Source organism: Microbulbifer sp. (genome assembly GCF_036563125.1).
Taxonomy (GTDB): domain Bacteria; phylum Pseudomonadota; class Gammaproteobacteria; order Pseudomonadales; family Cellvibrionaceae; genus Microbulbifer.
Genome location: NZ_DATCMV010000091.1, coordinates 37550 through 51242 on the forward strand (window position 1 = coordinate 37550; position 13693 = coordinate 51242).

Sequence of the window (13693 nt, forward strand, 5' to 3'; positions counted from 1 at the left end):
TATTTCTTGCAAACGCCCCTTTTTTTATTAACTTTGATACAGCCGTGTCATTTTTCTGTGGCTGGCCGGTACATATCTGTGTTCAAGGTGACTTCTTTTACAGAGGAAGAGGAGACAAGGGATGGCACGAGTCGCAAAGAAAACTGCCAAGGCAAAGCGCGTTGCGAAAGCAAAGCCGGCTGCCAAGGCCAAGGTAACCACTTCAACGGCAACCACCACTCCAATAGTAACCAAGGCCCAAAAGGCGGTAGATGCTGCAGCCAAGGCGTTGGATGCGCAGTTGGATCGAGTGGGCAAGGCCCGTGCGCGTGCGCAAAAAAGCAATTCTGCTGCCGCCAAGCAGTCGCTGACCGCGGCCAATGCCAAGTTGAGAGAGCAGCGGGCAAAACTCGCAGAAGCCAAGCTGGGGCTGGCAAAGGCCAGTGCCATGGACGCAGTGCGCCAGGCTGAAGAGTCGGTCAAGAAAAAAGTCACAGACATGGCCGACAAGCTCTCCGCGAAGGCGGATAAAGAACTTGAAAAGGCGGTGAAAGCCTTTGCCAGTCGCTGGAAAAAGGCCCGGGCCAAGGTCGATGCCAAGAAAGTAAAGATGGCGGAGAAAAAAGCCACCGCCAAAGTGAAGTCGGCAGCGAAGAAGGCGGCGGCGAAAGCCAAGGTGTTGGAGAAAAAGGCGGCGGTCAAGGCCAAAGCGGAAGCCAAAAAGGCGGCCAAGGCCGCAAGCAAGAAAAAGGCAGTAAGAAAATCCGCGGCCAAGAAAACGGCCGTGAAGAAGGCTCCTGCCAAGAAGTCGGCCGCCAAAAAAGCAGCCGCCAAAACGGTGAAGGCCGCTCCGAAGAAGTCCGCCAGTCGCGGGCGCCCAGCCAAGAAGACTGCGGTCAAGAAGGCGGCCGGTCGCCGCGGTCGTCCGCCAAAGACGGCCTGATCCTGCTCCCGATCCATCAACCCCGGTCTCGCGCCGGGGTTTTGCTGTCTGCGCCGGTGCTTCGTGTCTCGGCCTTTGGCGCGATGGAATCGGGCTTCAACTCGCGTGGTTTGCGTTTGTCGCTGGTCATGCCACAATTCGTCCCCAAATTACTGGCACCCATCCCCGGGGCCAGATTGGTCTGTTTGATACCAGTACGGGGCGCTTTTCTTGAAAATCCTGGCCATTGATACCACTTCCGGTGCCTGTTCCGTCGCCCTGTACGACGATGGGCAGGTTGCGGAGCAGTTCTTCCGGGCCGAGCGGGACCACACTCGCCGTTTGTTGCCAATGGTGGAGGCGGTACTGGCGGAGGGGCAGAACAGCCTGGGGCAAGTGGATGCACTGGCCGTAAGTCAGGGACCGGGTTCCTTCACCGGTCTGCGCATTGCCATCAGCTGTGTCCAGGGGCTGGCTTTCTCCGCGGATAAGCCGGTTGTGCCAGTTTCCAGCCTGGCGGCGCTCGCGCTGGGGGCGCGGCGCTCACACCCGGAGTGGGGCGAGGCCCCGGTGCTGGCCGCGCTGGATGCGCGCATGCAGGAAGTTTACTGGGGACTCTATTCGCCCGGTGACATTACCAATGCGCTGCTCGCCGATGCCGTGTCTGCCCCGGAGCAGGTTGTTTCCGCACTGCGGGCCGCCGGCTATCTTCAGGCCGATAGCGTTAGCAGCGACTGTGCTTTCTATGGTGCCGGACCCGGCTGGGAATACCCGGAACTGGCGGCGTTGAACCCCCTGGAGGTTTCCCGCGAGTCTGCCATTCATGCACAGGACATTGCGGTACTGGCAGCGCAGCTTTGGCCGCAGGGAATTCAGGTCAGTCCTGAGGACCTGGAACCCGCCTATCTGCGCAATGAGGTGACCTGGAAAAAACGCGAGCGCATCCGTCAGCGCTAATCCTGTCACTGAGAATCTTCAATAAAAAATTATTCGACCAATAACGGGGCGTCCGTGGATCGCGGACGGATAAGTAATAGAAAATTATGGATAGTATTCATACCGTCATCCTGGCCCTGATTCAGGGCGTTACCGAATTCCTGCCTATCTCCAGCTCGGCGCACCTGATTCTTCCCAATCAGGTTTTGGGGTGGCCCGATCAGGGGCTGGCGTTCGATGTGGCCGTACACTTCGGCTCCCTTATCGCGGTGCTGCTGTATTTTCGCAAGGATGTCTGGCAATTGATTTGCGATGGCCTGGGTGGTTTTAAAACCGGGCAGTTTTCCGATGAGGGACGCCTGGCATGGCTGATCGTGTTGGCGACCATTCCCGCTGGACTGGCCGGTCTTGCGTTCAAGGAGTTCATCGAGACGCATTTGCGCTCTTCCGCGGTTATTGCTGCTACCACCATCGTGTTCGGTGTGCTGCTGTGGTGGTCGGATGTGCACGGTAAACGCAGGGATGATCTCGGCAAATTGGACTGGAAAAAGGCACTGATGATTGGCCTCGCACAGGCCGTGGCACTGATTCCCGGGACATCGCGCTCTGGAATCACCATGACCGCTGGTTTGATGTTGGGGATGAAACGTGAAGCGGCAGCACGTTTTTCCTTTTTGATGTCGATTCCGGTTATCGCGCTCAGCGCGCTGCTGCTGACTCTCGAACTGCTGGATACTGAGTCGGTGCCCTGGGACAGTATTTTTCTCGGTGTGATTCTTTCCGGTATCAGCGCTTATCTTTGTATTCATTTCTTCCTGCAATTTATCAGCCGTATAGGCATGGCTCCGTTTGCCATTTATCGCCTGTTGCTGGGCGGTGCATTGATCTGGCTGATACTCGCGCAGTGATCCGGCTACATTAAGTCATCAGTAAAAGCTGTCCCAGCATCGGTGCTGATGGACTGCATGACATCAGGTATTTCTATGACAACCAAAGTCGCTTTTATCGGACTCGGGGTTATGGGTTTTCCCATGGCCGGTTATCTCTCCCGCGCGGGTTATCAGGTTCGGGTCTTCAACCGCACCAGCAGCCGCGCCAGTGAGTGGCTCGAACGCTATCAGGGTGAAGCCTTTGCCACTCCAGCGGAAGCGGCGCGCGGCGCGGAGTTTGTATTTGCCTGTGTTGGTAATGACGAGGATCTGCGCCAGGTTACCAGTGGACCCGAGGGCGCCTTTCACGGCATGGAAAAGGGCAGCCTGTTTGTGGATCACACCACGGCGTCGGCCAATGTGGCTCGCGAGCTCGCCGACGCGGCGGCGGCCAAGGGTATCGGGTTTCTGGATGCACCGGTTTCCGGCGGTCAGGCAGGTGCGGAGAACGGCGCCCTCACTATCATGGTTGGTGGCGACGACGGCGCATACCAGCGCGCGCGACCGCTGCTGGACTGTTATGCCCGCGCAGTGAATCTGCTGGGACCGGTGGGCAGCGGCCAGCTGTGCAAGATGGTCAACCAGATCTGCATCGCGGGAGTGGTGCAGGGACTTGCCGAGGGATTGCACTTTGCCCGCGCTGCGGGGCTCGACGCCGAACAGGTGGTGGAGGTGATCTCCAAGGGCGCGGCCCAGAGCTGGCAGATGGAAAATCGCTACAAGACCATGCTCGCCGGGGAATACGAACACGGTTTCGCGGTGGACTGGATGCGCAAGGACCTTGGCATTGTGCTCGATGAGGCGAAACGCAATGGCGCACTGCTGCCGGTGACAGCACTGGTGGACCAGTTCTACAGTGAGGTGCAGGCCCTCGGCGGCAGCCGCTGGGATACCTCGAGCCTGTTTGCGCGGCTGACGAATATCCGCGATTTCAGTTAAACCTCTGGTACCTACCTGCCATTCGGGCTTGCATCGGTGAGAGTACTCCTGCTTTCCGCCTACGACGCCGACAGCCACAAGCGCTGGCGGCGCGGCCTGGTGGCCGCCATGCCCGACTGGCAGTGGACTACCTTGAGCCTGCCGCCGCGCTACTTCAGCTGGCGGGTGAGGGGCAACAGCCTCAGCTGGGGCCGGGGCGAGTCGCTGGCGCTACTGCGGCAACCCTGGGACCTGATCGTTACTACCTCGATGACAGACCTCGCCTCGTTGCGCGGGCTGGTGCCGTCCCTGGCTGGCGTGCCCACGGTCGTCTATTTCCACGAAAACCAGTTCGACTATCCGCGCAGCAAGGATGCGGTAGCGACTGTGGAACCGCAGCTTCTGAATATTTACACCGCATTGTGCGGCGACCTGCTGCTGTTCAATTCCGAATACAACCGCAGGACCCTGCTGGATGGCGCTGCGGCGCTACTTCAGAAGCTGCCGGACCATGTTCCCATAGGTATCTGCGAAGAAATCGCGGGCAAGTCTCGTGTGTTGCCGGTACCACTTGAAGGTGAGGCATTTCAGGTGCCGCGCGAGAGGCCTGAACGCCCAACCTTTGTGTGGAACCACCGCTGGGAGTACGACAAGGGCCCCGACATTCTTCTGGCGGCCGCGCGTCGCTTCGGCGCTGCGCAGATTCCTTTCACCCTGCATGTCGTCGGCCAGCAGTTTCGCCGGCAGCCGGCAGAATTCGCGGAACTTCGTCAGCTGCTGGAAGAGTTAGGTGCGCTGGGTGCCTGGGGGTATCAGGAGAGCCTGGCCGGCTACCGCCAGCTGCTCGGGCAAAGCCATGCAGTGATTTCCACGGCGCGTCACGATTTTCAGGGCCTGGCGGTACTGGAGGCGGTGGCGACCGGATGCCAGCCGCTGGTGCCGGACAACCTCGCTTACCCCGAGTGGTTTGGGAGCGGCGGCTGGCACTATTCAGAGAATGTGGCGTCGAGTGCGGCGAATCTGGCAGCGCTTATGCAGCGGTGCGCGCTGGATATTCAGCAGGGGGCGGCACGGCCTGTGCCGGATGTTTCCGCTATGAGCTGGGAAGCGTTATCGATTTCATACCGGCAGTTGCTGGAGCAGTGTGCGGGTGGTGAGTGTGGCGCGGACTGAGCGTACAACCACCGGCGTGAAACAGGTATCATGCGGCCCTGAATTGCAAAACGCAGTCATTCATCGCAGAACGGAACAGCAAGGATTTATGAGCAAGCAGCGCGTACTCACCGGTATCACGACCACCGGTACTCCCCACCTCGGCAACTATGTGGGCGCCATTCGCCCGGCCATTGCCGCCAGTCAGGATGAGAACAACCAGTCCTTCTATTTTCTGGCGGACTACCACGCGCTGATCAAATGCCAGGACCCGAAGTTGGTACATCAGTCCACCCTTGAGATCGCCGCCACCTGGCTGGCGCTGGGGCTGAACACGGATAACGCGGTGTTTTACCGCCAGTCTGATATCACCGAGATCCCGGAGCTGACCTGGTTGCTCACCTGCCAGACTGCCAAGGGGCTGATGAACCGTGCCCACGCCTACAAGGCCGCGGTGGACAGCAACCGCGACGACGGCCAGGATTCCGATTTCGGCATCACCATGGGCCTGTACAGCTACCCGATCCTGATGGCGGCAGACATCCTGATGTTCAACGCCAACAAGGTACCGGTGGGCAAGGACCAGATCCAGCATATCGAAATGGCGCGGGATATCGGTGCCCGCTTCAACCACCACTACGGTGAGCACTTCGTGCTGCCGGAAGCGGTGGTAGACGAAAACGTATCGGTGCTGCAGGGCCTGGACGGCCGCAAGATGAGCAAGAGCTACGGTAATACGATTCCGCTGTTCCTGCCGGAAAAACAGCTGAAGAAGCACATCAACAAGATCTTGACCAACCTGCTGGAGCCCGGTGAGCCGAAAGACCCGGATACCTCTACCGTATTCCAGATCTGGCAGGCGTTCGCCACACCGGAGCAGACCGCGGAAATGCGCAAGGCGTTTGAGGAGGGCATCGCCTGGGGCGAGTCCAAGAAGCAGCTGTTCGAGTTGATCAACGGCCAGATTGGTGAAGCCCGCGAACGCTACAACGAGCTGCTGGCAAACCCGGCACAGATCGAGGTGGAACTGGAAAAGGGTGCGCACAAGGCTCGCGAATATTCCCGCCCGTTCCTGGCTAAACTCCGCGAAGCGGTAGGTATTCGCAAGATCGGCTAATTCTCAGCGCAATTTATTGCGCTTCCACACGCCCGGCTGGGTCGACCCAGCCGGGATTGCGCAGCTGGATATCCAGCAAAAACTCCGCACTTTCCCCGGCGCTGGCGGCGCCTTCCAAAAGATAAATCATCAGGCGATAAGTCCCGTCCCGGGGCAGGGTGAAGGCATAGCTCGACTGCTGCCCGTGTCCGGAGTGCAGCGCGCGGGGGGCAGCTGGTGCGGTGATCCGGTAAGCGGCCTGGGCATTGCTACTGCGCAGGCCGACAGCCAGGGACTGGCCGGTTTTAGCATCGATCAGATATTCGATGGCCTGGTGGCCGCTGATGGTGCCGCGCACACTGGCGCTCTTGCTTTGCTCTCCCGATGGCGCGGCGCTGTCGTCTTCGCCGGTACTCGTGGTGGTATCCGGAAACTGGATCTTCTCCTGCTGGGTGACCGAGGCGGACACACTCAGATCCTCACTTTCTTCCAGTTCCCGCTGAAAATGGCCGTGGCGCAGATAGTGGATGACCTGTGCGATAACCCCTTCGTTTTTCATCATGAATACATGGGTCACCGGCATTACCAGGTGATCGTGCATGCCCTTGAGACGCGTGCGCGCGACGGAGACTTTACCGTCGTCCTCGCTTGGCAGCAGGGTGGAGAGAATCGGGTTGATACTTTTGGTGCCGGCAATAATTCCCACATCGAAATTCGCCGCCCCCAACTGATTGGGCACGCTCATTTTGCCGGTACCCAGCTGCAATCCCGCATCGCCAAACATAAAGTGAAAGCCGGGGAAGCTCCCGAGCTTGTCTACCACCTCACTGCCCTGATTGGGTGGCCCGAGCATGACCACACGACCGAGATTTTCCGGCTTTACCCGGCTCAGGTACTGGCGCACCAGAATGCCACCCATGGAATGGGTAACGAAATGCACCCGCGGAGCATTGGTGGTCTCTGTCGCGGCCAATTCCGCACAGCGGTCCAGTGCCGGGGCAATAGCGGGGCCAGCGAGCTTTTCAATGGGAAGGTCGGTGGACGGGTAATCCACATTCACGGTATCGAATCCAGCCTCGGATACCGCCTGCGCCAGCTTTTCCATGGAGCGGTCGGACTTGGCCAGACCGTGTAGCAGGATCACGCAGTCCTGTGTGGCAGCAGCGAAGGTGAGTCCGGGAAAACAAAACAGGCAAAATACCGCAGTGAGGAATGCGATAAGGGTGCTGTGGTGGTGTTGCGACGACTGTGAAAAGCGATCGGGCATGAGTTCACTCGCTAGCGGGTGATGGGTTTATGCAACGATTTCATCACATCAGCCGCCGTAAATCACCGCATCGGGGATCAGGTAATACTCCTGCTGTCCGGCCGCGAGCCACCAGTTGTCGCCCTGGCGCTGCCAGTTGAGGGGAGTGTCATCGTCGGTGCGGAAGCGGTCGTTGTCGAAATAGAGTACGCGCTGCCCCTGGTCTGGCAGTGGCTTGGTGGTACGAATTTCCGCGGCACCGGAGTTGCGTTTCACCTGGAATGGGCACTCGCGGCGGAAGCTGGGTTCTCCCGCGGAGCAGGGCAGGATTCCGCTGGCATCGTACGCCCAGGTCTGGTTGCGATCGCCGCTGCGCGGGCGGGGGTGGCTGGTTTGAGAAGCGTCGATATCTACGCGCAATTTAAAGTCGGCAGATTCGTTACGGCGCGCGGCACTGCGCATCATATACACCTGGATGGTGTAGGTGCCGCTGGCCGGAAGCTCGGCGGCGAAACGTTCACCGCTGGTTGAACCGATAAACATCGCCGCATCCCCGGGGCCAGTGCCCGGTGCGAACACATTGAAATAGGTGGCGGTATGATTGGTGGCAAGCTTCACCACCATTTGCTGTCCGGCCTTCGCGGTTACCTTGTAATTTACCGTTTCGTAACCGGAGATACTGCCGCTCACGGAAGTTCCCGTGGCACCCTTGGCAAACTGGAGGATTTCGGTGCGGGCCTCTTCTGCGGCGCAGACTGTGGAAGTGAGTCCCAGCAGCAGTAGTATTCCGATCGTCGTAGCAAACCTCACCGGAATTCCTCCAATATGAAATGGCGCGAATTTAATTTACCAAATCACAGTGTAGTTCAGAGATTGATAAAGTGAATCCGGCCGGGGGGTTCACCTGCTCGCTGTTTCCATGAGGCCTGACAAGGTTTCCAGAAATTGCTCTGGTTTATCCGGGGTGACCACCAGTGTTCGCGCCGGCAACTGAATGACCACGGTATGGGACATATCCGTGGCAAATGCGCGGTAGCGCCCCAGCCTCTGATTGCGAAACAGGCCACTGAACGCAAAAAAGCCGCCGTTCCCGAACAGGCGGATGGAGCCTTTGGTGGCGTCCGGTTCGAAACGGGCGGAGGTTAGCCCATTCAGCACAATGCGGGTTTTCCAGCCCGGGCGCAGCACCCACAAATTGTGCCCTTGCACACGATAGCCGCGCACCGCAAACAGCGCAGACAGCACAAGGACTCCCGGGCACATCCATATGCTTAACTGATACATAAGCGGCGGATTTTGCGGCGCTTTCAGCCAGAGAATGGTACTGATACCCAACAGGATTACGCTGGTCAGCAGCGTGATGAAGGTCAGCTGGCGGCTCCAGGGCGCGCTAAATTCAATGCTCGGAACGGCGTTTGGTTTGGTGGGCATACTGAATTGGTGTTCTGGTTATTGGTGCGGTGTTTGCTGGTGTGCTGGTTGGCATTGGGGAATTTTAATCTAACAGCAACCATTCCAGGAAATGCGGGCTCTACTGTTGTGCAAAGGCCTTGGTCGCACGGGCGATAATGGCGTCGGGAGGCAGTCCCTGGCTGAGCTGTCTTGCTCCGCCCGGTATCACCAGCGCAGATGCTGTTGCCATCGCCAGGCGTTTGCCTGCGGCGTTTACGATATCGCAGGAAGCCACTCTCAGTTGCCTGCCGCGGTGGTGTACCCGGCTGGTGAGCGTAATATCACCGTCATTGATCGCGGCAGGGCGCATGAAACGGATGTGGATATCGAGCGTTGCAAAAAGATCACCGGCGGGAAGCGTGGAGTAGACCGCGGCGCCCATGGTGAAATCCGCGGCCCAGGCCAGCATTCCTCCATAAATGACTACATTGCCGTTGGAAAACCAGGGGGAGGAAGGCAGGCGGGATTCACAATATCCGTCTTTGATAGCGCGAACACGGTAACCGGTGAAATGCCAGACCGGGTGCGTGCGCCCCTGTGCGATGGTCGCCTGTTGGCACGCGATGGGGACGACATCACCGAAACCGGCCATATCATCCAGGCTCACTTCCGGCGGTGGGCGCCGGTAGGGGTCGGGTCCATCGGATGGCCCCAGGTCAGGCTCCGGATAGTGTGCCTGTTCATCGATGGGAAAGTCGCCGACCAGGCAGCGTGAACTGCCAAACGCCAGCATCCTTCCCTGGTGATCGGTAATTTCCACGGTGGACAGTCCGACCTGGCTGCCGGAGTGCACCGTTTTCGCCCGCCCAATCAAGTTGGGGGTTTCGCGGCTCATTGGTCTCACGTAACAGAGATTCAATTCCGAAGTGGAGAGGATTTTTCCCTTTGGCAAGGTGGTCCAGATGGCGGCGGCCAGTGGGGAGTCGGCAAACAGCGCATACAATCCCCCCCAGTAGATACCGACGAAATCTTCAAGCCAGGGTGTGACCGGCATCGAGAATGTCGCCGTGCCCAGTCCAACCTCAGTAGCCTGGATACCGGTGAGGCGCCAGACCGGAGGTGCGGGGAGTTCATCGTGGGCGAACTTTCGGAAGGTATCCAGCCCGGGCTGCTGCAGGACTCGCAGGTCAGCAATAGCGCCCCGACAGGGTTCGTCGGGGATATTTGGATGCCCACTTTGACTGGACGTCATTTTACCTCCCAATTCAATACAGCGCGGCGTCTTGCGGGATACTAGCGTGGCTCCCGTGAGCTCACTAATTTGGCCTTTGTGCTCCCGGCGGCCGCCCCTGATTGCTATACTCCGCCCGCTTCAAGCTGTACCCAAATTCTGGAGAAATACATGTCGGATTCACGCTGCGATATCGGTTTTATTGGCGCGGGCGTCATGGGGAAAAACCTCATTCTCAATCTCGTCGACAACGGATACCGCGTGTGTGCGTTTGACCTGGATCACGGTCGCCTGGATGCACTGCTGGCTCAGGATGCCAAGGAACGTGGCGACCAGCCGCCGCGGGTGGAAGTGTGCAACTCCTACACCGAGTTGCTCGCGCGGGTGAAGGCGCCACATCTGGTGATTCTCTCGGTACCCGCCGGCGCGCCGGTGGACGATGTATGCAACAAACTGCTGGACGCGGGACTGCAGGCCGACGATATCGTGATCGACACCGGCAACAGCTTGTGGACCGACTCGGTCAAGCGTGCCAAGCGCTACGAGGGTAAGCTGATTTTCTTCACCACCGCGGTATCCGGCGGTGAGGTGGGCGCGCGTTTTGGGCCGTCGCTGATGCCCAGTGGCGATCGCTATGCCTGGGCGCGTATCGAGCCGGTGTGGCATGCCATTGCCGCCAAGGTGGATCCCGCCAGCGGGCAGCCCATCGAGCGCTTCGAACCCGGTAATCCGGTCACCGAAGGTGAGCCCTGTGCGGCATATATCGGCCCGATTGGTTCCGGCCATTTCGTGAAAATGGTGCACAACGGCATCGAGTACGCGGATATGCAGATGATCTGCGAAGTGTACGACGTGATGCGCAGCGCCCTGGAAATGACGCCGCAGGAAATCGCCGCCGTCTTCCGCGAGTGGAACAAGGGTGTACTCCACAGTTACCTGATCGACATCAGCGCGCAAGTCCTGGACACCCCGGACTCCATCACCGGCAAGCCGCTGGTGGATATGATTCTCGACCGCGCCGGCCAGAAAGGCACCGGCCTGTGGACCGCGGTGGATGCCCTGAAACTGGGGTGCCCGGCACCGAGTATCGCAGAGGCCGTGTTCGCCCGCGCACTTTCCACTCGCAAGGTATTGCGCACCCGCGCGGCAAAAAAACTGGCAGGCCCGGACGTGGCGCCAGTGGCGAAGGACAAGCGCGACGAAATCATTGCGCAGCTGCACGATGCCCTCTACTGCGCAAAAATCTGTGTGTACGCACAGGGCTTCGACCTGATGAAACTCGCTGCCCGCGAACAGGGATGGGAGCTGAATTTTGCGGAAATCGCGCGTATCTGGCGCGCCGGTTGTATTATCCGTGCGGTATTCCTGCAGTCCATCAGCGACGCTTATGAGCGCGACGTAAAACTTTCCAACCTGCTGCTGGACGACTTTTTTATTGAGCAGATTGCCAGCCACCAGGGTAACTGGCGTCGCGCGGTGGCGGACGCCACCATCGGTGGCATTCCGGTACCGGCGCTGTCCTCGGCACTCAGCTACTACGACGCCTTCCGTCGTGAATCCCTGCCGGCGAACCTGCTGCAGGCGCAAAGGGATTTCTTCGGCGCGCATACCTTCTCACGGGTGGATCGGCCGGAGCAGGAAAAGTATCACGTGCTCTGGGGTGAGCCCGGGCGACCAGTCAAGAAAGTCTGAGTAATCTAAAAAAAGGCCGCGATATCGCGGCCTTTTTTTAATCGTCGGAACATGCTCCCCGATTCAATCAAACTTCCTCGACTTCCGCCGCCAGCTGCTGGTCGCGCTCACTCTGCGTTGCGCGGGCGACAATTTCGTCGACGCTGGCGGTGTCGGTATTCAGTCCACCAAAGGCCTGCAACAGGTCTTTCAGCAGCGCGGAAATTTCCAGGGTCATTACCGAAAACTCGACATCAAAACGCTGCGCGGCGCTGTCCGCGTCCACGTTGTCGGCTTTCTCGGTAACGGCATCGCTGAACTTGAGGCGTTTGATCGCAAGCTGGTCGTCTACCATCAGTTCCACGCCGTCGCGCCAGATCAGCCCCAGTTTGTGCACCTGCATACCGGCAACCAGATGGTTGTGGATCTCCTCCGCGCACAGGTCCTGGTTCTTGCAGCGGATCACGCTGCCGGCTTCCTGCGGGTCGCGCAGCTCGCACTCGTTGCCGAATTCGAAATTCGCCGGCGCTTCCGGTGCGGAGAGCCAGTGGGTCATAGATTGCTGCGGAATATTCTTGGCAGTGAGCGGTACCACCGACAGGCTGCTGATAGCTTCGCGCAGGTTTTCCAGCAGCTCTTCCGCTGCCTTGGCGGAGGAGGAATTGACTACAATCCAGCCGTCTTTGGGATCGATGTAGGCAAACTGCAGGCGCGAGCGGGCGAATGCCTTGGGTCGCATTTCCAACAGTACCTCATCCTTCAGGTTCTGCCGCTCTTTGCGGCCGACACTGCGGGCTTCCTTGTCGGCAATGGCCTGTGCCATTTCCTCGACCTTCTCGTTCACCACCGCTGCGGGGATGACCTTTTCTTGCTTCTTCGCACACACCATCAGGTAGCCATTGGCGGCGTGCACCAGCTCGCTGCCGTGGCGCCCTAGTGGCGCCACCCAGCCGTAGCGGGACATATCCTGGCTGCCGCAGGGGGTGAAGGTATCGGGTTCGAGGAGCTCGTTCAGCTGCTCGGCGGAGAGGGTGAATTCACGGGTTAGGCGGTAGACGCGCAGGTTTTTAAACCACATACAGCAGGCCGTTTGTTGTCGGAGTTATCGGATTCGTCAAAGCGGCCGCGCATTATCCGATGTATGCGGAAACTGAGCCAGTCAAAATCGGGACCGGCAATTCGATTCTGCTTGGAAGCGGCCGCGAGTTTTCTGGTGGTTAAATGTTCAAATTCCCCTTCTGGCTTTGCGCATACACGGTATAGGGCAGGGCAACGGTATCTGTGGCTGCGGAGAAAATACTGTCCACCACATACACGCCAATAAGAGGAGCGAAGTAAATGGAACTACCATTCGAGTTCAGTTTGCACATATTGTAGGCAACGCCGCTATATACACGCGGAATACTTACGCAGGAAGAGTTCTGCCTCTTGAGATTGCTCGCGATCTGGCGGTCTGTATTCGTGAGTGTGGTGACAGTGCCGCAACCGGAAAGAATCATTAAACCAATAGCGCAAATCAATATAGAAAATATTTTCATTTTTTCACCTTTTTGTGGTTTTGATTTCCGAGCGTATCTGGGGCTATATGATTCAATCAATTGATGAAAGTTTCATGAGTTTGACCTGGCACCACGAAAAGGTCAGTGGGCATGACCAGCAAACCCCTGGTCTTCGCTTGGGTTCGTTAGTTCGAGCGGATCAAAGCACCAGCTCCGCAAACCGGCCACGGGTCAATTGCAACAGGTCGAGAGGCGCCAGTTCAATTTCCAGACCGCGTCGGCCGGCACTGACGAAGATGGTGGGCTGGGCTTCCGCGGAATTGTGCAGGAAGGTAGGCAGGGGCTTTTTCTGTCCCAGCGGGCTCACGCCACCGAGCACGTAGCCGGATGATCGCATTACATCGTTCTTGTCCGCCATCGCCGCCTTTTTTGCGCCCGCGGCCTTGGCGATCAGCTTCATACTCAGCTGCGTTTCCACCGGCAGTATGGCGACCGCGAGGGATTTTCCATCCAGCGACACCACAAGCGTTTTGAATACCTTCTTTGGATCCAGCCCGAGCTTTTCCGCGGCCTCAAGACCATAGGATTCCGCAGCGGGATCGTGAGTGTACTCGTGAATGTGGTAGGAAATCTTCGCTTTGCTGGCACTGTTGATCGCGGGAGTCATGATGCATTCCTTGCGGGCCTGATCACGTGATGTTGATCGCTACTGTCGCAGAAAA

Annotated in this window: 14 protein-coding genes; 7 read left to right on the top strand and 7 right to left on the bottom strand. The window is 58.6% G+C overall.

Annotated elements, in window-relative coordinates:
- The first annotated feature begins 121 nt into the window (after positions 1 to 121).
- The 6 genes from VIL80_RS07365 (at position 122) to VIL80_RS07390 (ending at position 5953) form a co-directional block, all read left to right on the top strand.
- Positions 122 to 922 carry a hypothetical protein gene (locus VIL80_RS07365; protein ID WP_332035475.1) on the top strand — a complete coding sequence of 267 codons (801 nt, stop codon included), beginning with the start codon at positions 122 to 124 and terminating at the stop codon, positions 920 to 922.
- A gap of 210 nt (positions 923 to 1132) precedes the next feature.
- Positions 1133 to 1858 (top strand): tRNA (adenosine(37)-N6)-threonylcarbamoyltransferase complex dimerization subunit type 1 TsaB, encoded by a 726-nt coding sequence (tsaB, locus tag VIL80_RS07370; RefSeq protein WP_332035476.1) that lies wholly within the window; start codon positions 1133 to 1135, stop codon positions 1856 to 1858.
- 86 nt (positions 1859 to 1944) lie between these two features.
- Positions 1945 to 2745, top strand: coding sequence for an undecaprenyl-diphosphate phosphatase (locus tag VIL80_RS07375; RefSeq protein ID WP_332035477.1), 801 nt, complete (start codon positions 1945 to 1947; stop codon positions 2743 to 2745).
- Between the two features lie 75 nt (positions 2746 to 2820).
- Entirely contained in the window at positions 2821 to 3705 is an 885-nt protein-coding gene (locus VIL80_RS07380) for an NAD(P)-dependent oxidoreductase (RefSeq protein WP_332035478.1), read from the top strand.
- A gap of 36 nt (positions 3706 to 3741) precedes the next feature.
- Positions 3742 to 4857: a tRNA-queuosine alpha-mannosyltransferase domain-containing protein gene (locus VIL80_RS07385; RefSeq protein WP_332035479.1), complete on the top strand. Its 1116-nt coding sequence runs from the start codon at positions 3742 to 3744 to the stop codon at positions 4855 to 4857.
- Between the two features lie 88 nt (positions 4858 to 4945).
- Complete coding sequence (locus VIL80_RS07390; RefSeq protein WP_332035480.1) at positions 4946 to 5953, top strand: tryptophan--tRNA ligase; 1008 nt, start codon at positions 4946 to 4948, stop codon at positions 5951 to 5953.
- 13 nt (positions 5954 to 5966) lie between these two features.
- Here the strand turns inward: VIL80_RS07390 and VIL80_RS07395 are convergent, their stop codons facing one another.
- The 4 genes from VIL80_RS07395 to VIL80_RS07410 all read right to left on the bottom strand — a co-directional run bounded on the left by VIL80_RS07395 (position 5967) and on the right by VIL80_RS07410 (position 9822).
- Positions 5967 to 7199, bottom strand: a complete 1233-nt coding sequence (locus VIL80_RS07395; RefSeq protein WP_332035481.1) for an esterase/lipase family protein — start codon at positions 7197 to 7199, stop codon at positions 5967 to 5969.
- Positions 7200 to 7247: 48 nt separating this feature from the next.
- Entirely contained in the window at positions 7248 to 7988 is a 741-nt protein-coding gene (locus tag VIL80_RS07400) for a hypothetical protein (protein ID WP_332035482.1), read from the bottom strand.
- Between the two features lie 90 nt (positions 7989 to 8078).
- Positions 8079 to 8609 carry a PH domain-containing protein gene (locus VIL80_RS07405; protein WP_332035483.1) on the bottom strand — a complete coding sequence of 177 codons (531 nt, stop codon included), beginning with the start codon at positions 8607 to 8609 and terminating at the stop codon, positions 8079 to 8081.
- A 100-nt stretch (positions 8610 to 8709) separates the two neighbouring features.
- Entirely contained in the window at positions 8710 to 9822 is a 1113-nt protein-coding gene (locus VIL80_RS07410) for a PaaI family thioesterase (RefSeq protein ID WP_332035484.1), read from the bottom strand.
- 150 nt (positions 9823 to 9972) lie between these two features.
- Between VIL80_RS07410 and gnd the strand changes: the two genes are divergently transcribed.
- The gene (gene gnd, locus VIL80_RS07415; protein ID WP_332035485.1) at positions 9973 to 11493 is read left to right on the top strand and encodes an NADP-dependent phosphogluconate dehydrogenase; all 1521 of its coding nucleotides are present in this window, start codon (positions 9973 to 9975) and stop codon (positions 11491 to 11493) included.
- Positions 11494 to 11560: 67 nt separating this feature from the next.
- On the opposite strand, the gene rdgC is transcribed toward gnd, so the two are convergent.
- The 3 genes from rdgC to ybaK all read right to left on the bottom strand — a co-directional run bounded on the left by rdgC (position 11561) and on the right by ybaK (position 13638).
- Positions 11561 to 12550, bottom strand: coding sequence for a recombination-associated protein RdgC (gene rdgC, locus VIL80_RS07420; RefSeq protein ID WP_332035486.1), 990 nt, complete (start codon positions 12548 to 12550; stop codon positions 11561 to 11563).
- Between the two features lie 139 nt (positions 12551 to 12689).
- Positions 12690 to 13010: a YceK/YidQ family lipoprotein gene (locus VIL80_RS07425; protein ID WP_332035487.1), complete on the bottom strand. Its 321-nt coding sequence runs from the start codon at positions 13008 to 13010 to the stop codon at positions 12690 to 12692.
- A 160-nt stretch (positions 13011 to 13170) separates the two neighbouring features.
- Positions 13171 to 13638 carry a Cys-tRNA(Pro) deacylase gene (ybaK, locus tag VIL80_RS07430; protein ID WP_332035488.1) on the bottom strand — a complete coding sequence of 156 codons (468 nt, stop codon included), beginning with the start codon at positions 13636 to 13638 and terminating at the stop codon, positions 13171 to 13173.
- Between the last annotated feature and the right edge of the window lie 55 nt (positions 13639 to 13693).